The sequence below is a fragment of the Natrinema thermotolerans genome (genome assembly GCF_031165565.1).
GTDB classification, from domain to species: Archaea; Halobacteriota; Halobacteria; order Halobacteriales; family Natrialbaceae; genus Natrinema; species Natrinema thermotolerans.
Window position 1 is genome coordinate 2,286,281 of record NZ_CP101873.1, and the last position, 20,100, is coordinate 2,306,380.

The 20,100-nt window shown below is 61.7% G+C and carries 17 protein-coding genes; 12 read left to right on the forward strand and 5 right to left on the reverse strand.

Annotation, left to right across the window (positions count from 1 at the left end):
• Window positions 1-169: 169 nt before the first annotated feature.
• The gene (locus NP511_RS11820) at window positions 170-688 is read right to left on the reverse strand and encodes a hypothetical protein (RefSeq protein ID WP_049965642.1); all 519 of its coding nucleotides are present in this window, start codon (window positions 686-688) and stop codon (window positions 170-172) included.
• A gap of 140 nt (window positions 689-828) precedes the next feature.
• On the reverse strand, window positions 829-3,981 hold the full coding sequence (locus NP511_RS11825; protein ID WP_233274337.1) for a DUF7289 family protein: 3,153 nt from the start codon (window positions 3,979-3,981) through the stop codon (window positions 829-831).
• 443 nt (window positions 3,982-4,424) lie between these two features.
• Between NP511_RS11825 and NP511_RS11830 the strand changes: the two genes are divergently transcribed.
• From NP511_RS11830 to NP511_RS11870, 9 genes are all read left to right on the forward strand, one after another.
• Window positions 4,425-5,045, forward strand: a complete 621-nt coding sequence (locus NP511_RS11830) for a hypothetical protein (RefSeq protein ID WP_136396891.1) — start codon at window positions 4,425-4,427, stop codon at window positions 5,043-5,045.
• The gene (locus NP511_RS11835) at window positions 5,045-5,608 is read left to right on the forward strand and encodes a hypothetical protein (protein WP_049965644.1); all 564 of its coding nucleotides are present in this window, start codon (window positions 5,045-5,047) and stop codon (window positions 5,606-5,608) included. Before NP511_RS11830 ends, NP511_RS11835 begins: the two co-directional genes overlap by 1 nt.
• 278 nt (window positions 5,609-5,886) lie before the next feature.
• Window positions 5,887-6,489 carry a hypothetical protein gene (locus NP511_RS11840; protein ID WP_233274338.1) on the forward strand — a complete coding sequence of 201 codons (603 nt, stop codon included), beginning with the start codon at window positions 5,887-5,889 and terminating at the stop codon, window positions 6,487-6,489.
• A 107-nt stretch (window positions 6,490-6,596) separates the two neighbouring features.
• On the forward strand, window positions 6,597-7,724 hold the full coding sequence (locus NP511_RS11845) for a CARDB domain-containing protein (RefSeq protein ID WP_049965646.1): 1,128 nt from the start codon (window positions 6,597-6,599) through the stop codon (window positions 7,722-7,724).
• Window positions 7,725-7,835: 111 nt separating this feature from the next.
• The gene (locus NP511_RS11850; RefSeq protein ID WP_049965647.1) at window positions 7,836-9,014 is read left to right on the forward strand and encodes a signal peptidase I; all 1,179 of its coding nucleotides are present in this window, start codon (window positions 7,836-7,838) and stop codon (window positions 9,012-9,014) included.
• A gap of 156 nt (window positions 9,015-9,170) precedes the next feature.
• Window positions 9,171-10,355: a DUF5305 domain-containing protein gene (locus NP511_RS11855; RefSeq protein ID WP_049965648.1), complete on the forward strand. Its 1,185-nt coding sequence runs from the start codon at window positions 9,171-9,173 to the stop codon at window positions 10,353-10,355.
• Between the two features lie 183 nt (window positions 10,356-10,538).
• Window positions 10,539-12,149, forward strand: coding sequence for a long-chain-fatty-acid--CoA ligase (locus NP511_RS11860; protein ID WP_049965649.1), 1,611 nt, complete (start codon window positions 10,539-10,541; stop codon window positions 12,147-12,149).
• A 181-nt stretch (window positions 12,150-12,330) separates the two neighbouring features.
• Window positions 12,331-12,624, forward strand: a complete 294-nt coding sequence (locus tag NP511_RS11865; RefSeq protein WP_006180348.1) for a MarR family transcriptional regulator — start codon at window positions 12,331-12,333, stop codon at window positions 12,622-12,624.
• Window positions 12,625-12,669: 45 nt separating this feature from the next.
• Entirely contained in the window at window positions 12,670-13,083 is a 414-nt protein-coding gene (locus NP511_RS11870) for a hypothetical protein (protein ID WP_049905377.1), read from the forward strand.
• A 32-nt stretch (window positions 13,084-13,115) separates the two neighbouring features.
• Here the strand turns inward: NP511_RS11870 and NP511_RS11875 are convergent, their stop codons facing one another.
• Together NP511_RS11875 and NP511_RS11880 are read right to left on the reverse strand one after the other, a co-directional pair.
• Complete coding sequence (locus tag NP511_RS11875) at window positions 13,116-14,006, reverse strand: NAD+ synthase (RefSeq protein WP_049965651.1); 891 nt, start codon at window positions 14,004-14,006, stop codon at window positions 13,116-13,118.
• Between the two features lie 230 nt (window positions 14,007-14,236).
• Entirely contained in the window at window positions 14,237-14,836 is a 600-nt protein-coding gene (locus NP511_RS11880) for a hypothetical protein (protein WP_049965652.1), read from the reverse strand.
• Window positions 14,837-15,056: 220 nt separating this feature from the next.
• Between NP511_RS11880 and NP511_RS11885 the strand changes: the two genes are divergently transcribed.
• The 3 genes from NP511_RS11885 (at window position 15,057) to NP511_RS11895 (ending at window position 17,819) form a co-directional block, all read left to right on the forward strand.
• A complete protein-coding gene (locus NP511_RS11885) occupies window positions 15,057-15,728 on the forward strand; it encodes a bacteriorhodopsin (RefSeq protein WP_049965653.1) in 672 nt (223 codons plus the stop codon).
• A gap of 254 nt (window positions 15,729-15,982) precedes the next feature.
• The gene (locus tag NP511_RS11890; protein WP_049965654.1) at window positions 15,983-16,768 is read left to right on the forward strand and encodes a lycopene cyclase domain-containing protein; all 786 of its coding nucleotides are present in this window, start codon (window positions 15,983-15,985) and stop codon (window positions 16,766-16,768) included.
• Complete coding sequence (locus NP511_RS11895) at window positions 16,758-17,819, forward strand: Brp/Blh family beta-carotene 15,15'-dioxygenase (RefSeq protein WP_049965655.1); 1,062 nt, start codon at window positions 16,758-16,760, stop codon at window positions 17,817-17,819. Before NP511_RS11890 ends, NP511_RS11895 begins: the two co-directional genes overlap by 11 nt.
• 311 nt (window positions 17,820-18,130) lie before the next feature.
• On the opposite strand, the gene NP511_RS11900 is transcribed toward NP511_RS11895, so the two are convergent.
• Window positions 18,131-20,005: a PINc/VapC family ATPase gene (locus tag NP511_RS11900; protein ID WP_049965656.1), complete on the reverse strand. Its 1,875-nt coding sequence runs from the start codon at window positions 20,003-20,005 to the stop codon at window positions 18,131-18,133.
• Window positions 20,006-20,100: the final 95 nt, after the last annotated feature.

Genomic DNA, 20,100 nt, shown 5'->3' on the forward strand with positions numbered 1-20,100 from the left:
CCTGTACAGTACGAATATCGGTGTCGTTGATACATAACGCTTGTTGCCAACTGTGTCCCATTTGGACACTGCTCACAACGACCTGCGGCCAATTCCGGGAAGGGGCTAACTCGCCTCCGGAACCACACTCTGGTCGTTCGAAGTGAGAAGCAGGACCCCAGCGAGATAGTCACTCACATTGAACGGGAATCTCCCGCTCGAGTTCGACGGTGATCGTACCGTCGCTGGTCTCGAGGTCCATCGAGAGATCCGTGCTGCTTCTTTCCTGATAGAATCCGAAGAACCACGTTGCATCACACCAAAGCGTTCCCTCGACGATATATTCATCATTGACCCTCGTAATCTCGTCCTCCTGATGGGATGGATAGTCAGTGGTTTCAGTCGATATATTAACTTCCCCATCCGTAATCTCGAGTTCCGAGGAGGGTGTTTGATCGGTGATTCTGACAAGTTCGACATCAGTATATTCATAGACGCACCCCTCCTGCAAGTCACATTGGATATTCCCGTTTTCTTCGACCAGACTGATCGGTTCTTTTTCGATCCCGACAAGCGCGTTTTCATCGGATGCGGTTTCGACATTCACTCCTCGATCGGCACTCATCAAGTCGAACGCACCGTTCGGTGCGGCGAGTATGAGCCCGCCGATGAGTATCAATCCAAGACTGAGGGCCCTGAGTGATCGCATGGTGTGTCTTGATTTGGAGCCGGGTTCGGTTGCTTCTGTTCGCTTTCGTCGACAGTGGCCTGCGACATCGAGATCAAACCATATAGGGGTGGTAGACTCGGTTTCAGCCGAAGACGGGGGAGACAGCCACAGCGCTCCCGTCAGCCGATAACGATGTGGTCGGCGTCGACATCAACGCCGGTTTCACCCGTCATACCGCCCGTCACGTCGTTGTCAGATGTCCCGGTTCCGACGTCGGGCCCTGCGCCTTCGTCGGCGTCTCCCTCGAGACTCGGATCGACTTCGTCGGGCCTGTCGCCTGTCTTGCTACCATTACCGGTACCAACGTCGGTCAAGTTGCCGCCACCGGGCATGATTGTAATACTAGGCGTGCTGGGGTCGACATTTGCACGTTCAACTTCAACGTGGACGATCAAATCGTTGAAATTCGGATCGCCAGTTCCGCTCCCCTGGGCCTGGTTCCAGAGTGAATCGATATCGCCATCATCAACGGGTTCTTGGGTCATTTCGAATAGGAAGACGAATTCGTTTTCGTCTAGATCTAGCGTTTGGTTCTCGTTATCCCACAGGCCTTCCTTTTCGAGGACCTCGTCCGCACTGAATTGGATATTATTCGCCGGCTGAAGCACCGGGACTGTGTTATTCTCAGCGCTTCGGACACGGACGTTCTGTAGACTTTTACCGGTTGTGGCATCAACCGGAATCCAAGTTTCCTCGACCTTATCACACCACGTGTGTTCGAATTCAATTTCCCTTTCAAATAATAATCCTATAGTGTAATCTGGGTGTGTGTCTTCTTCACTGTAGTCATTACATGCATTCTGTGGTATCGGATTTGATGAAGTTGCAGCGAGCGTCAACGTCGATTCCTCTTCGATATTAATCGATGTAGCCCACGGATTCTGGTCTGGAACCTTGTCCGTATCTCCCTTTTCTTGCCAGCTATCGTACGTATTAATATTATCTCCGCCATACTTATTACTAAATTCGTATTTTTTGTTCGAGACACCGTTTCGCTCTGTCACTACCGATAGGTTTACCGGTGCCAGTTCGTGCTGATCCGGCTCACCCGTCGTTCCCGGTCCACCGGCCGGTGCACCCGACATCTGTGACGCCAATACCGTTACGTTAGCCGTTGCATCTTCTACACCACCCAGTCCAACCCGTCCGGATTCGATACCACTCTCAACGACGAACGAGACCGTTGTAGAGTCGTCTTCTGTACTAATCGTGGCATTGTATTCACCAGCGATAAGGTTGCTTCCGTTCAATTCTAACTCAACGGTATCACCCTCGCCAAACGCCCGCTCAACATTGCTTGCATTGATTTCGACATCATCGTAGAACCCTTCCTCGAGTTCGGCTGGCATCTCGTCGAGATATTCGAGATCGAGATCCACAGTCTGCGAGCCGGACTCGACACCGGTGTTTGTCAGATCGGCCGTGATAGTGACGTTCTCATCGACCGTGACGTTCTCGTTCGACAGCACGAAGTTCGTCCCCGGCTTGCCGACGTAGAACGATCCGGGCTCGCTCAAGCCTTCCTCGCCGGCCGTGACGTTGTACTCGTAGACCGTCCCGGCCTCGAGATCGTGTTCGTCGGGATCGACGGTAAACGAGACCGTCTCTTGCTCGCCGCTTTCGAGTGTCGTTGGTTCGGGCATAGTGATTCCGGCGTCCGGAACCGTCAACGTGACATCTCGTGACTGCTCGTCGGCGTACGTGTTCTCGACGACGGCTTCGACGGTGAACGGTCCCTCGTCGGTGACGATCTGATCGTCCCCGACGCCGTTGTCCTTGACGACCGTGAACGCGTCTTCGACCTCTCCGGTGGCCCCTCCGATGATGGTCCCTGTTGCAGTGTCGTCTCCGGTCCGAACTTCGAACTCGTTTGGCTCGTAGGGCAGTGCGGATTTGTTGACCGTCCAGGTGACTGTCCCGGTTGCCCCGTAGTCGAGGGTCAACTCCTCGCTTGCAGTGACATCATACTCATCGAAGTCGATGGTCACGGTGCGGTCGCCCTCCTCGATACCGATGTTCGTGATCTCGGCGCTAATAGTCGCGTTGTCGCCATCAGCGGGCGTTGTTTCGATGTCGTTGACGGTAAAGTTCGATCCTGGTTCGCCGAGGTAGAACTCTCCCGGGTCCTCGAGCGTGTCGTCGATCTCACCGGACTTATCGAGTGTTTGGATCGTATACTCGTATGTCTCACCGGGCGAGAGGTGATCTTCGTAGTCCTTCGAATTGATCTTAACTGATACGTCTTCGACTGACCGATCGTTGCCTGGCCCACCGTTCTTTTTCTTGCTGGGAACAGCCTCACTTCCTTTTTCCGAGACGACTCTGCCACCATCGACCGCAACACGCATAGTCGGTGAGGAGACCGTTTCGCTTCCGGTGTTATTCAGCGTTGCTTGGAACTCGAGTTTGTCCCCGAATTCGACCAGTTGCGTGTTTCCGTTCGTGCCCTTCACTCCGTTGTCGGACTCGATCAGCAGCGATGCGCTATCGACCGGCGTCCTGACGTTCTCGATTTGGACGACGACGGCTTCGGTGGCCGGCTTGTGGGTTACGGACACCTCGCTGTACTCGTCCGCGCCGACTGCGTCCTCGAGATACGTCGCCCAGCCCTCGTGGTACGTACTGTTTTCGATGCTGAACTCGATCGAGGTCGCGTCGCTACAGGCTCTGGCGCGACTGTTGATCGTCTCGGTTAGCTCCGTCGACCGGCTGTGGTTCGCTCTCGCAACCGTGCCGCTCGATCCGAAGTCGTCCTCCTCGAGTTCCATGATCTGGAGCTGCAACGAATCATTGTCGTATCCGATATTGGGCTCCGAGACAGTGCTGACGCCGCGATCGGTTTTCTCCCAGATACCGCCACCCTGATGGGCGATCGTTCGATCGTCGAGTTCGAACTCGAGTGCGCGGAGTTCTCCCTCGACGGGGGCACACGTACGACTCCCGCTCGACGCGTTATACCACCTGACGGAGATATTCCCGTCATCGGTGATCGTCGGTTCGTTCCCCTGCATCTCATCGATCGGCAGTGGCTGGTCCGATCCCGTCGTCGCGACGGTCGTTAGCCTGTGATCGATTTCCATTGCGAACTGCTGGGTCCGTTCACTGTTCGCTTCCGATTTGATTGCATCGAGCATCGCCGAACCGGCGACGAAGACGAGCATCGCACCCATTATTACGAGTGCGAACAACAGGACGATTCCAACGAGCGGACTCGCGCCACGGTCCTCCGAGTCCTCCCGCTGGGAACCATCCCGATTTCTTTCTCCCACCATTACTGAATCTCTTACTCAGTTACTACTTCCCTACTATAAAAATACGCATCGTCGTTGAAATATCGTAACCCAAGGGAGAGTTACAAGTACATCTTGAGTGCTGTCGAGCGGCACCAACCGATCGTTGAAATCCGAAGTAAACGGGACTGGGCGTTCTCTCAGTAATCTCGAGCGAAGTGGGTCCTGCTTGGCGGAGATGTGCAGTCTCGATATCGGTGACGAGCCACGTCACATTCGGGGCTGATTGTGATGTTTCAGGCGGCACTTGTAGGCCTCGAGTGGCTGCGAATTGCGTTCAGGGGTCAGTTGAACGACCGCATGGTGGTCTTGCGTCCGTTCTGGATACCTAATACAAAGTGGGTTCGGTTCGTGAGTTCGAGTAGGAACTGCCTTCTGGCACCCCTCACAGGGCGGTGCTGAGGAGCGGAACGGAGATCATAACCATGAGAATGAATCGACGCAATGTGTTAGTCGGATTGGGGACAATTGTCGCTGGCGGTGGCGCTGCACTTGGAACGGGCGCGTTTAGCAGCGTGGAAGCCGAACGAACGGTTACCGTTGAGACTGCCGGTGACGCAAATGCGTTCCTCGGCCTCGATGCAGACAATGCGTACGATGTCGGCGGTGATACGGTCCAGCTCAACCTTGGATCCGGTGAAAACGATGCCGGCGGCGACGGTCTCAATATCAACGCCGTAACAAAATGGCAACCGATGCTTGCCATCCAAAACAACGGGACGCAAAACGTAACAGGACTATCGTTCGGGTACGAGATTGGTGGTGACTTTAGCCGTGTTGCGCTCAATAGTGTAAGTCCCGATACCGATACTGATGAAATCGGAATAGAGTTTCAGCACCGCAGTGATTATACCTTCGGTGATAGCGATGGATTCGAACACGGGAGTTCCACTACATCAAATACTAACGAACCGAGTGGCGGCAACTCACTGACATCTACTGATATTGCTGCTTATGACCTACTCATCGACACCCGTGGAAGCAACGTCGATTCGAGTACGTCACTCGACGTGACCGTGACGATCACCGCGTCGACCCAATCGTAATGAAAAGACGAAACGTCGTAATCGGTCTTGGGACGATCGTTGCGGGTGGTGGTACCGCGCTCGGAACGGGCGCGTTCAGTAGCGTGGAAGCCGAACGGACGGTTACCGTCGAAACAGCCGGCGACGCGAACGCATTTCTCGCACTCACTCCCGCGAGTGGTGCGAGCGATTACGTTGACGACACAGGAGACACCATCGTAATCGATATCAGCGGTAACTCGGAAGGCGCAACTGGTGTCAACCAGAACGCCCTCACATCGTTTGACGCACTCGTCACGGTCACGAATCAGGGAACGAATGACGTCAATAGTGTCACGCTCACGATCCAGGGGGACAACGGCGAGGGAGAACTCCTGACGCCGAACCCGACGGGTTTCGGTGATGGTGATTTCCCCGATAACGGTGATACGTCCGTGTTAGCGCCCGGTGAGACGGTCTCGTTCGGCCTCGAGATCGAACTTCGCGCGGATCAAATCAACGACACCGTGGCTGCATACGATAACGGCGATATCGACAGCGCTAATTTCGAGCCGACGGTTCTGATCGAAGCGACGACGGCGTGACGAACTCGGGGATCGAACGCGATCCTTGTATTCATGGGGCCGTTCATCGCAGTTCTCTCGGCGGTGACGAGAGATACGTTCCGCCGCCTTGGGGCGGGTATTTGTCACACGACCTCACACGATATTCGGGTTCAATGACGGCCTGAAGGTGGTATCGCCGACTATTCGACCGTTCTGCTCGATCAATACAAAGTGGGTACAGTAATGAGAGGTAGGTAGAAGGTCGGTCGGTACTCCGTGCCTTCGGATACCGGCAGCGACCGTACGGTGATCATACAATGTCAATGAACAGACGAAATGTGTTGCTCGGACTCGGAACGATCGTCGCCGGCGGTGGCGCTGCGCTCGGCTCGGGCGCGTTCAGTCAGGCAGAAGCACAGCGGTCGGTTAGCGTTTCCCTCGAGGGTGACTCGAGCGGGTTACTCCGGCCCTCTGTTAACGCAAGTGAGTATGAAGGGGTCGAAAGCGGAACCGAGACGAGAAACAGTGGTCCCGAGATGAATCAGGTCAAATTCGTCGGTATCAACGACGAATCCGTATTCGCTTTCGATGATGTTCTGCAGGTTTCCCTCCAGAGCGAAACTGACGCGAAAGTGAGTGGGACGTTCGATATTAGTATCTCTACTGATGCTGGCAGTGTTGCAGTCTATAAGGGTAGTTTCCCCGATAACGCATCTCGTGATGACACTGGGAGTAATGTTACGGACGTTAACCTCGGAGCCATTTCTGTCAGTGACAACGATGATTCCACTGACAGCGTCGCCGCCGGTATTGCTATCAACACGAATCCGGCCGAAGAAGACGGCAACCGATTCGACGCCACACTGGACGATGGAAGTACTGCGGATATAACTATCACAGCTCAGCAGCAGAACTCCTGATCGGACTCCCGAATGGAGGCTCCGAAACCCGACACCGTGCCGGTATTGGAGCATCGGATGATTCGGACGGGTTGTTCGCTCCACGTATACACTCATAACGGACCGCAATGCTATCGTCACGAACGCTGCTCGTCATGGCCGCCGTCTGCTTTCTGTTTACGCTCGCGATTCCGACAGCAGCACTGACGGTGGGAGAGGACGAGACATCGGACGACGTCGTCCTCGAGCCGACGAGCAGCTACGCGGAACTCGACGGGTCGAACGAACTGGTCCTCGACTTCGACGGGTTCAACGGAAACACGGCGTTCGTGACTCGAGATGTCTTCACGATTTCGGTCGGCGAGGATGCCGACAATATCGAGGCGGTCTGGATCGATCACGACGTCGAGGGCGTCGCCTTCTACGCGGATGGGAGCGAGATCGCTCCGGAATCGCGACTTGAACTGTCCCCGGGCGACTCTCAGACGATAGACGTTACCGTCGACACCCACGTCGCCAAATCGACGACCGAGACGTTCACGGTCGTAGTCGAGTATGAGGACGAAGAGGACGACCAAGAGTCCGACATCGACGGCTCGAGTCTGTCCGTCTCGCCGACGACCGTCGAGGCGGGCGAGACAGTGACCGTCAACGCGACCTACCGAAACGACGGTGACGGGTGGGGAGTGGAAACGGCCCGGCTGACGGTCGACGGGACCGTCGTCGACCAGCGGACGGTCGCCCTCTCGTCGGGCGAGAAACAAACGGTCAGCTTCGAGCGGCGCATGGAGTGGCCCGGCACCTACGAGATAGGGATCGAGGGGGTCGGGTACCAGTCCGTGACCGTCGCGGGCCCGCAGGTCGAGGTCTCGAGCGCCACTATCGACGACGCCACGATCACCGCCGGCGAGACCGCCGACGTCCGGGCGACGGTTCGAAACCCGTCCGACAGGCGGATCGAGCGCACGCTCGAGCTATCGGTCGACGGGATCGTCGTCGATACCCGAACCGTTTCGATCCCGGCCAACGGCGAGCGGGCGGTCACGTTTCAGCGATCGTTCGACGAGCCGGGAACCTACGCGATTGAAGTCAGCGGCGTCGACGCGGGGACGGTAACCGTCGAGGAGCGGGCCGGGTTCGACATCCGGAACCGCGAACTGTCGCCGATGACGACGGCGGCGCTCGCGCCGCCGGCGACGGCCGGATTGCTGTTCCTGGCGATCGCCGCGAACCGGCGCTGGTCGTTCGTCCGGTAGGTCGCGAACTCGAGCTGCCGCGAGCGCGACTCGACGACTCTCGCGAGTTTTATACTTCACCGGACATATACTTGGATCGAGGCGTCTGCTACCGATGACAGTCACTCACCGATGACAAACTCGACGCTCGTCACGCGGGGGCTCGGAGCCCTCCTCGCGCTGGTCGTAATCTTGCTGGTGGTCGGCCAGCTGCTGGGCCAGCCGATTCTGCTCGGCTACGTCGCGACCGGCAGTATGGAGCCGGAAATCGACGCCGGCGACGGCTTCGTCGCCGTGCCCAGCGTCGTGACTGGCCCGGTCGAGGAGGGGGACGTGGTCGTCTTCCAGGCGCGGGATCTCAACGGCGGCGGGCTGACGACCCACCGCGTCGTCGACGAGACCGAAGAGGGGTACGTCACGAAAGGGGACGCCAACCCCTTTACCGATCAGGACGGCGGCGAACCCCACGTCACGGAGGGACAGATCGTCGCCGAAGCCTGGCAAGTCAACGGGAAGGTCGTGACGATCCCGCATCTGGGTACCGCGATCATGGGATTCCAGAGCGCCGTCCAGAGCGGCGTCGAGACGGTCACGTCGGTGTTCGGCGTGACGACCGGCTCCTCGAACGGGCTCGGTGCCTTGCTGGTCGGGGTCGGGGTCGCGATGCTCGGGTTCGGGACCCTCCTCGAGCGACTCGGCCCGGGCCGCCGCGAGACGAGCAGGTCCCGCTCGCGGGAGAACGTGATCGCGTTCTGGACGGCGCTCGGACTCGTCTTGCTCGTGTTCGTGACCTTCGCGACCGCGGCGATGGTCGTCCCGTCGGGCACCACCGAGTACGGCCTCATCAGTTCCGAGTCGCCCACCGACGATCCACAGATCGTCGCGCCCGGCGAAACGACGGCACTGACCCGGACGGTCGACAACGCCGGCTACCTGCCGATCGTGGTCGCCCACGAGCCCGAGAGCGGCGGGATCGGCGTCGAGCCGCGGTCGCAGACGATCGGGATTCGCGACAGCGGGGAGGCGAGGGTGACGCTGACGGCTCCCGAGCAGACGGGCGAGTACACGCGTCATCTCGGCGAGTACCGGTATCTCGCCGTGTTGCCACCGTCGGTACTGCTCTGGCTCCACGGCGTCCACCCGCTCGCCGCCATCGGGGCGGTCAACGCCGTCATCGTCGGGATCGCGGTCGCGATCGTTCTCCTGCTGTTCGGCAGCGGCGACATCCGGGTCCGGTCCGCGGGGAGTCACGTCCCGCTGTCGACTCGCCTCAAGCGCCGCGCCCGGCGCTGGTTCCGTGATCGGAAATAACATTTCGTTGTCGCAAATAACACGGAAAAGCCACTACCCTTATAGTGGTCTGTTTCTTTCACTTAGACATGTATTGTCCCGAATCCCAACTAGTTCGACCCCGACCGGCTCGTCCGGAGCCGAGGGGTGAGGGGTCGGGACACCGGGGGGACAGGGATGAGCGATAACCCGCGTCTCGAGCTGCTGTTGGCCAAGCGCGGTCGGACCATCGTGATCGCACTGATCGCGATCGGCGTGCTGTCGATCGCCGCGACGGGGTGGGCGGTCGCCAACCCGGAAACGACGACCGCTCCGCAGTACACCGAGGAACGCGTGACGACCGAGGGAAGTACCAGTGCCGTCGTCACCGAAAGCGGAACGCTCTGGCCGGAGGGCCAGCGGCTCTCGGACAGTTCCGTCTACCTGCTGAACGCGACGCCGGAGCTGACGGTCGAGGCCGAAACGCGGTTGCGAAACGAGACCGGCGGGACGCCCGTCGAGGACGGGGACGTGACCCACGAGGTCTCGATGCGTTTCCGGGCGACCCGCGACGGTTCGCCCTTCTGGAACGACACCGCGACGGTACTGCGCGAGTCGCCGTCGGTCGAGAACGGCGTCGCCACGTCGAACGCGACGATCGACGTCGAATCCTACCGCCGCCAACAGCGCCAACTCGAGCGCGAACTCGGCGGGATCGGGACGGTCGAACTGGCCGTGGTGCTTCACACCGAGTACGACACCGGCACCCATCAGGGGACGCTCACGACCACCGCGCCGATGGAGATCACCGACGAGGCCTACTGGCTCGAGGGCGAGTTGTCGGAGTCGACGCCACACCGCTACCGCAGCGGGACCGACCGGACGACCACGTCCAGAAGTCCGGCGCTGATCGGCGGCCTGTCGCTGCTGGGGACGCTGTCGCTCGCCGGCGCGGCACTGGTCGTGCGCCGCTCGCCGGGCGACATCGAGGCCGCTCGCCGGGCGCTCCACGAACAGCGATACGCCGAGTGGATCTCGCGGGGATCGATCCCGATGTGGATCGGCGACTACCACGTCTCGCTCGATACGCTCGAGGACGTCGTCGACGTCGCGATCGACACCAACGAGCGCGTCGTCCACGACACCCAGCGCGGGCTGTTCGCGGTCGTCAACGACGGCGTCGTCTACTACTACAGCGACCGCGGGCTCTGGGAGGAAACCGCGTGGCCGGAGATGGATCTCGACGAGGGGACGGCCGTCGTCGACGGTGACGGTGAACTCCCCACCACGGACGTCTCGGAACTCGACACGAGCAACGAGTTCGCCGCACCCGACGACCCGGACGGGTTCGAGGACGACGAAGAGGTCTGGGAACAGCTCTGAGGATCCCACGGTTTCGCCGTGACTTCGTCGCCGCGATCGCCTCGCCGTCGCGTCGGGCCGATCGTCGGGTACTCACGGACCGAACTGGTCGGTTTTGCTACCTGTTCTGTATCAGAACCGAATCCCTACTTATTGATCATAAACGAAATCCATATATGACCGTTCTGCAAAATTTTCGTTCGTATGGAGACGCCACTCATTGTCACGGACTTTCTCGACCAGGCCCGTTCCCACTACGGGGACGAGGAGGCAATCGTCGGGACCGACGGCGAACGGTTCACCTACGCCGAGTTCGGCGAGCGGGTCGACCGCTTTGCGGCGGCGTTGCAGGACCGGGGGATCGAGAAGGGTGATCGCGTGGCCGTGCTGGACCCGAACACCCACTACCACCTCGAGGCGGCCCACGGAGCGATGGGGATCGGGGCCGTGCATACGCCGCTGAACTACCGACTCGAGCCCGACGACTACGAGTACATCCTCTCAGACGCGGGGGTCGACGCCATCTACGCCGACTACGAGTACGCCGAGAAGATCGAGGCGATCCGCGACGACGTGCCGACCGAGACGTTCATTACGAACGACGCTGCTGCCGTCGAGGGCGACTGGGAGAGCTTCGACGCCGTCCTCGAGGATACGGCTCCGGAGTATGACCGCCCCGAGATGGCCGAAGACGAGGTCATTACGATCAACTACACCTCAGGGACGACGGGGGATCCGAAGGGGGTCTGTCGCACCCATCGGACGGAGACGATCCACGCCTACCTGATGTCGATCTATCACGAGATCACCGACGACGACACCTACCTGTGGACGCTGCCGATGTTCCACGTCAACGGGTGGGGCCACATTTACGCGGTGACCGGGATGGGCGCGACCCACGTCTGTACGCGCGGGGTCAACGCCGACGACGTCGTGTCGTCGATCCGTGATGAGGACGTCTCCCTGCTCTGTGCGGCCCCGGCGGTACTCAATCAGTTGATCGATTACTACGAGACCGAGGGCGAACCCGAGATGACGGGGGCGAATCCGGTCCGGGTCACGACCGCGGGCTCGGCACCGCCGGAAGCGACGATCCGTGCCGTCGAGGACCGCTTCGGCTGGTATCTCAAGCACCTCTACGGAGCGACCGAGACAGGGCCGCTGATCACCATCTCCGACGCGAAGCGGCTGATCGACGATGGGAACCGCTTCGAGATCAAGAAACGGCAGGGGATGGGCGTCCTCGGGACCGACGTCCGCGTCGTCGACGAAGACGGCAACGACGTCCCCCGCGACGATCAGACGCTGGGTGAGGTCGTCGTTCGGGGCAACCAGATCATGGACCGCTACTGGAACAAGCCCGAGGCGACAGAGGAAGCCTTCACCGATCGCGTCGAGGGCTACTACCACACCGGTGACCTCGCCACGATCGACGAGAACGGCATGATCGCACTCCGCGATCGGAAGAAAGACATCATCATCTCCGGCGGGGAGAACATCTCGAGCATCGAGCTCGAGGACACGCTGTTCGATCACGAGGCGGTCGCAGATGCGGCCGTCATTCCGGCGCCGAGCGACGAGTGGGGCGAGACGCCGAAGGCCTTCGTCGTGCCGTCGAACGGCGATCCGACCGATCCGCCCGTGTCGGCTGAAGAACTGACCGCGTTCACCCGCGAGCAACTCGCGGGCTACAAGGTCGTTCGTCGGGTCGAGTACGTCAAGGAACTCCCCAAGACTGCGACCGGCAAGACCCAGAAGTACGAACTCCGCCAGCAGGAGTGGGCCGACGAGGACCGAATGATCGGCGAGGGGTAACGTCTCGTCCCGTTGATTCCCGTCTTTTTTGACGCGTTTCGATCGATCGGTGCCGTCACGCATATCATCCGCTGTAGCGACTCACGGGGCACTTTACTCGGCGATATATATAGAATCCTATCGCGGTTCGATCCAGGGTAAGGCTCAACTTTTATACTGCTGGGGCCTTTCGAATCGTAATATGGCAGAGACCGACGGGGAGGAAATCGAAGACTTGCCACCGAGCGCGAAACTCGTCTTCAAGGTTCTCGAGTACGACGGGCCGCTGACGCAGAAACAGATCGTCGAGGAATCGATGCTCTCGGCCCGGACGGTACGGTACGCGCTCGAGCGCCTCGAGGAGATCGGGATCGTCGACGAGGACATCTACTTCGCTGACGCCCGTCAGAGCCTCTATCGGCTCGAGGAACCGGTCGCCGCCGACGGTAACGGCGTCGAGGAGTCCCCGAAAAAGGACGCCTGCTGCGCGGAGTAATCGGTCAAACGGCAGTCTTATTTTCCAGCCGTGACCGTCCCCGATATGGACAAAGAGCGGCTCCCACGCTGGGGCTGGCTGTTGATCGGCCTGTTTCTCGCGGCGCTGGTCGCCAACCTACTCAATCTCGTCGTGTTAGTGCCGACCGTCTTCCCCGAGGCGTACCGATCGATCACGGTCATCACGACCATGTCGCCGGTGTTGATCTACGTCGGCGTCTGGTACGACGAGGATCGGCAAGGCTACTGGCGACACTCGCGGGCGCGGATCGTCGGCGATGTCCTCTACGTCGTCACGGGGGCCGCGATCGGGTCGGCGATCGTCCTCGTGGCGCTGGTCGATCGGGGGCTGCCGCCGTTCCTGCTCGACGTCCTCGCGATGGGTGCCGGTTTCCTGCTCTCGTGGGGGCTGTTCTGGTGGCGGAATCCGGATCTGTACAGCACCGACGACGAGCGCTGAACCACAGCGGACTGTGTCCCCGCCGAGCGCGATCAGCCGGCCGAGCGGTCGTCACCGCGACCGGCGAGTCCCGGCGTCGGCGGCGTCGCCCGCTTGTGATCGGTAGCGACGTACAGCGACGCGATGTCGGCCGCGGTCTCGCGGTCGATCCGCAACCCTTTCATTGCCTCCTCGAGCGGACGACCCTCGTCGACCAGCCGGACGAGCAGGGGATCGATGACGTCGTAGCCTGCTCCGAGTTCGCCGGCGTCGGTCTGGGTGGCCCAAAAGCCCGCCGTCGGCTCCTTGCTGACGATCCGGCGGGGAAGGCCGAGGTGTTTCGCGAGCGCGCGAACCTCCGTCTTGTAGCAGTCGCCGAGCGGATAGCTGTCGGCGGCGCCGTCGCCGTATTTGGTGAAATAGCCCAGCAGCCGCTCCGAGCGGTTCGCGGTCCCGATCACGAGCCGCGACTGACAGTTCGCGGCGTAGTAGGCGGTGACCATCCGTAGCCGCGCGACGGCGTTGCCAATATCGTGGGGCCGATCGTCGTCCCCCTCGTCGGCGGTCCCGAGTCCGCCCGCGACCGTTTCCTCGAAGGCCTCGAGCAGCGGCCGTAACTGGATCTCCTCGAACTCGATGCCCATCCCCTCCGCGAGGGTACGGGCATCACTGACGTGTGTCGCCTCGGTCTTGTGACAGGGCAGTCCCAGTCCGAGAACGTTCTCGGCCCCGACGGCTTCGACCGCTAGTGCCGTCGTTACCGTCGAATCGATCCCGCCGCTCATCGCCACGACGACGCCGCTTGCATCCGCCTCGTCGACTCTCGTCTCGATGTCCGCGACGATCCGCTCGTGCATCGCCTCGAGCGACCGGTGATCCGTCAGAAACGGCCCGTTCGATCGCTCGATTCCCGAATAGACGAACGTCGTCCTATCTGCACTCATCCGTTGGAATCACTCCGTTGTTCACACCGAATGCAGACGATTGTCTTCTATATGAATCTAATCCTTAAACACTCAGTTACAATATCCGTGTCGACGATGCACATGGTCTGGTATCTGGGGAATCAGCTGATCATATATCCACTTTCCCCACGCAGACGTCTCCGTTTCGTCCGATCGTAGTCTCCCACTCGACCGGACCGATGGTCACCGGTCGGGAGGGTCGTCGCTTCCTACGAGGAGAGATATCGACCGACGGCGTAGACGACACAGGAACTGATCGCCGCCGCGGTACCGACGACGATCACGGGGACCGAGATGCCGGTCTGTCCGTAGGGGTTTCGCGGCGCGGATTCGACGACCGCGCTGACGGTCTCGGCGCCGGCGTGGCCGAGCAGGAAGAACCCAACCGTGATCAGGATCGCGAAGCCGCCAGTTGCCAGTCCGAACATCGAGGCCACGTCCTCGACGTTTAGCAGCGCATGTACCTGCGACTCCGAGAGTGAGGGTTCGTACCGCCGACGTGCGATCGCTACCGCGACGAGACAGGCTGCAGTCCCCAATTCGATGCCGCCGGCGTAGACACCGACCCAGAGGACCAGCGGCGACGACCATAACGGGTCGCCGCCCGGAAACGTCGCTTGTACCGACGACGGATAGGTGGCGACGATCGGAACGACGAGTGCGATCGCAAACAGCAGGCCGCTCTGATAGACGAGCTTTTGCGGAATTCGGCGCTTGATAAGCGCGTATCGCTCGACTCTGAGTCGTTCGTACGTTGATTCACCGAGGAGTGCGTCCGCGATCGGATCGTTCGGATCAGGCGAAGTCATCGGTTGTGGCGGGCGTTTCGGGCTCGGGGTATGCGATCGGACACAGAACACCCCAAAATACGCTGCGGTTTCACTCCCCACGTCGAATTTCTTGACATACACGCTACGATGGGTGTTATTTTCGTTAGGCTCAAGCGGTATGCATTGTCCCTTCATAGCAATCACCATGGCCGCAACAGTTGGCCCAGAATCCATTTGGCTGTGGATCGGCACGATCGGAATGACCCTCGGAACCCTGTACTTTGTCGGGCGCGGACGTGGCGTTCGCGACCGGAAGATGCAGGAGTTCTACATCATTACGACCTTCATTACGACCATCGCCGCTGCGATGTACTTCGCGATGGCGACCGGCTTCGGCGTCACCGAAGTCGTAGTCGGCGACGAGGCGCTCACGATCTACTGGGCGCGCTACGCCGACTGGCTGTTCACGACGCCGTTGCTGCTGCTCGACCTCGGACTGCTGGCAGGGGCGAACCGAAACACGATCGCGACGCTGATCGGACTCGACGTGTTCATGATCGGGACCGGCATGATCGCGGCGTTCGCCGCCACCCCGGGCACCCGGATCGCCTGGTGGGGCATCAGCACCGGCGCCCTGCTCGCCCTGCTGTACGTCCTCGTCGGAACGCTCTCTAAGGACGCGCGCGGTCGGTCCCCCGAAGTCGCGTCGCTGTTCGGTCGGCTGCGCAACCTGGTCATCGTGCTGTGGCTCCTCTACCCGGTGGTCTGGATCCTCGGTACGGAGGGGACGTTCGGCATCTTCCCGCTGTACTGGGAGACCGCCGCGTTCATGGTACTCGACCTCTCGGCGAAGGTCGGATTCGGCGTGGTCCTGCTCCGGAGCCGCTCCGTCCTCGAGCGGGTCGTTACGCCGACGGCCGCGCCGGCCTGAGAACACAGCATCGACGCCTGATGGTCGGCTTCGCGGGGCTGTCTCGTGGCCGACCCGCGGTCGGTTTCGTTTGCCGGTTCGAACGCGAGTTCCCGCCGGACGACGCCCTCGAGCGGAGCTATGCGGCCGCGGGTACGACGACGGCCGATCGACCCTAACCAGTATGGACGCGGCAGTATTCCGCTCCCGTCCGTAATGTCGGTCACGGCGGTCCCGGCTCCCGCTGGTCACTGACAGAGACCGCCGATACGCCCATGATCTCCCCGCTTACGTACTTCGGAATCCACCTCACCTTGCTGCTACCGCCAATCCTGATTCTGGGATGGCTCGCGGTTCGGCGTGATCGCGCCTGGTGGGGCGTTCGCCCCCTCTCGGGTCTCGTGATCATGATCGCCCTCGCCGTCGTCTATACGACACCGTTTACGAACCGCCTCATCCCCGCCGGCGTCTGGTGGTACGGGGACGGTGCCGTCCTCGCGACCGTCTGGTATACGCCGATCGAGGAGTACCTCTTTTTCGTTCTTCAGCCGATACTGACGGCGCTCTGGCTGTTTCAGGTACGACCGAGCGCCGATCGATCGCTGGCGATCCCCCGACCCCATCGCCTGCTCGGCGTCGCCGGCGGGCTGGCGATCGCCGTCGTCGGCCTGCTGCTGCTGCTCGGCGATATCTCGACGTCCTATCTCGGTTGGTTGTTCCTCTGGGCCGGGCCGGTCCTCGCCATCCAGTGGGGGTTCGGGCTGACGTACCTGTGGGACGTTCGCCGGTCGCTGCTGGTCGCGATCGCCGTCCCGACGCTGTACCTCTGGGTCGTCGACCGGATCGCGATCGAACTCGGCGTCTGGGTCATTTCCGATACCCACACTACCGGGTACGGACTCCTCGGGCTCCCGATCGAGGAGGCGCTGTTTTTCCTCGTAACCAATCTCTTCGTCGTCCAGGGGATCACCATGTACATCTGGGTCCTCGACAGAATCGACGGCGTTTCGGCGGTGACCGGTGCGTCTCCACGGCTTCCGACGAGTTCCGATGACCGGTGACACGATCGGTCGGCGGGCCGATGTGCGAGCGAGTACCGAGAGCCGATCGCGAGCCGCTCGGCTGACCCTCGGTTTCGGTTCGTCGCTTGCCGTCGCTGCCGTAGCGACGATCGCGTTCGGGTCGCCGCCGCTCGTCTACCAGTACGTGCCGCTGGCGCTCAGCGTCCTCGTTCTCGGACTCCCCCACGGTGCCGTCGACCACCTCGTGTTACCGCGGGCTCGAGACAACCCAGTAACGCCGCGATCGCTCGCGTCCATCGGCGTCCTCTACCTGCTCTTCGGATCCGCCTACGCCCTCGTCTGGGTTCTCGCGCCCGTCGCCGCGTTCGTCCTGTTTCTCCTCGTCACGCTCGTCCACTGGGGGCAGGGTGACGTCTATGTGCTTCTCGAGTTCCTCGGTGCCGACCACCTCGAGACGCGGGCCAGTCGACTGCTTGCCCTCCTCGTCAGGGGCGGTCTGCCGATGCTCGTCCCGCTGGTCGCCTTTCCGGCGCAGTACGCGTTCGTCGCCGAGACGATCGTCGGGCTGTTCGACCCCGGCGCGGCGACCGCGCTCGAGCCCCTCTTCGAACCGCCGGTTCGGGCGGCCGTGGCGGTCGGATTCGGATCCCTGATCGCACTCTCCCTTCTCCTCGGACTCGGCCGAACGAGCCCCGGCGAACGGCGGCCGTGGCTCGTCGACGCCGCGGAGACGATCGGCCTCGTCGGCTTCTTCGCCACCGTCCCGCCGATCCTCGCCATCGGGTTCTATTTCTGTTTCTGGCACTCGCTCCGGCACGTCCTCAGAACGATGCTCGTCGATCCCGTCGCCAGCGCGGCCCTCGAGCGCGGAGCGACCCGGACCGCCTTCCGGTGTTTCGCCAGGGACGCGACGCCGCTGACCGTCGCCGCGCTGGGCGTCCTCGTCGGTATCTGGTTCGCCGTCCCCCGGACGCCCGCGACTGTCCCCGACGTCCTCGCGGTCTATCTGGTCGCGATCGCCGTGCTGACGCTTCCGCACGTCGTCGTGGTCGCGCTGCTCGACCGGGAAGCGGGGATCTGGTCGCCCTGAATCTCGTGCGCGCACTTTTTTCGTCGGGTTCGTTCGCTTCGCTCACTCACCGCTCCTCGAAAAATCTGGACCAAAAAGCCGCTCACTCACTCCGTTCGTTCGCGGTACAACTGCTTACGACGGCACGACCGTAATCGGGTCCTTCCGGTCGATCGCCCGCTCGAGTTCCTCGGCGATCGCACTGCCCCGTGAAACCTGAATCTCGCACACGGACCTTTTTTCCGCTCGGGTCGCCGGGGCCGACCGCTCGCGCAAAAAATCTCCACCAAAAAAGAGCCGCTCACTCGCTCCGCTCGTTCACGGTCGGTTCCCTACGAGGGAACGACCGTCACTGGATCCTTCCGGTCGATCGCCCGCTCGAGTTCCTCCGCGATCCCGCTCCCTCTCGAGACCTGAATCTCGCCGCCGCGGCTCACCGTCGCGGTAAACAGGTACTCGCCGCCGGCCTGAATCTCGACGGTTTCGCCGTGGTTGCCGTCGACCGGGATGACGATGTGCCGGGAGGTGATCTCCGGCTGCACCATCTGGCCGGCCTGGGAGCCGCCACCGCCGCCGTTCGCGCTGGCACCGCCGCCACCGCCGCCTGCGCCGTAGTTGGGGTTCTCGTCGTGGGTCCGGACGTCGATGTCGATCCCCAGCCGGTTCTCGACGTCGGTGATCCGACCGCCGCCCTTGCCGATGACGCTCGAGATGTCGTCCTCCTCGACGTAGACGACGGCCTTGTCTTGGCTCTTGAGTTCGACGTCGACGTAGCCCCGCGCGATCGAGCGGATCTCGCGCTCGATCTCCTGTTTCGCGATGCGGTCGACGCCGGACTCGGTGCCGGGGCCGCCGTCCTCGTCGTTGAGCGGGACGGTGACGACCTGGCGGTTGAAGGTGTAGATCTCGTACTCGGGCTCGCCCGTCTGGAAGTTCGTCACCTGAATCACGGGGCGGGCGAGGTCCTCTTCCGTGAGCCCCGCGGGGACCTTGACCTCCGTCTTCACGTCGTAGACGGTCTCGACCTCGCCGGCCTCGATGTAGACGACGGTGTCGACGACCTGCGGGATCATCCCGAGTTCGACCCGGCCGACCAGGCGCTGGAGGGCGTCGATCGGTCGCGTCGCGTGGACGACGCCGAGCATGCCGACGCCGGCCAGGCGCATGTCCGCGAAGACCTCGAAGTCGTCGGTCTTGCGGACCTCGTCGTAGATCGTGTAGTCCGGCCGCACCATCAGCAGGGCGTCGGCGGTCTTGGCCATCTCGCCGCCCAGTTCCGTGTACTGGGTGATGTCGGGGCCGACCTGCAGGTCACGCGGCTTCTCCATGGTCTTGACCGAGTAGTCGTGATCCGCGATGTAGCGGGCGACCGCCTGCGCGAACGTCGACTTCCCCGCCCCGGGTGCCCCCGAGATCAGGACGCCGCGCTGGCGCTCGAGCAGTCGTTCTTTGAGTTCGTCGGCGTGTTCGTAGTCCTCGATGTCGGTCTGGGCGATCGGCCGGACGGCGGTGATCTCGATGCCGTCCGAGAACGGCGGTCGGCCGATCGCGATCCGGTAGTCGCGGAACTGGACGATCTTCATGCCCGGTTCGGAGAGTTCGATGAAGCCGTCCGGGGACTCCTTGGCACCGTCGACGACCTCGCGGGCGTACTCGTCCATCGTCGCCTCGTCGGTGGGTTCGTCGGCGATCGGCTCGTAGACCATCGCGCCGAGTTCGCCCCGCTTTGCTTTGGGGACGGTGTCGGTCTTGAGGTGGACGCTCATCGTCTGCTCGTCGAAGAACTCCTCGACGGCGAGCGTCCCGACTTCCCGTACCTCGGGGGAGACGTGTTCGACGTCGAGCCCTTTGGCCTGTGCGACCTCGGCCTGGACGACGTCGCTAGTGACGAAGGTCGCCTCCAGCTCCTCCGCGAGGTCCCGGATGAGGGCGTCGATCTCACCCTCGGAGGCGTGGCCCCGCTCGATGGCGTTAGGCCGCTCGCCGACGTACTCGAGGTCGACGACGCCGTCGTCGGCCAACTCGGCCAGCCGCTGGAGTTCCTCGAGACCGTCCCAGCCGCTGTCGATCCCGTCGTTTGCCTGCGCCTCGAGTTCCGCGACGACTGCCTCGGGGACACAGATCGTCGCTCCCTCGAACTGCCCGTCTTCGATTGTCGCCGAGACGCGGCCGTCGATGACCACGCTCGTATCCGGCACGACGTTCATACGTAAACTGGTCGACGTACGCCTATAAGGGTGTTCACAGCGGCTCCGTGCCGTTTGATCCCGTTCCCCACGCTCTCTTCGGAACTCGCGTTTAA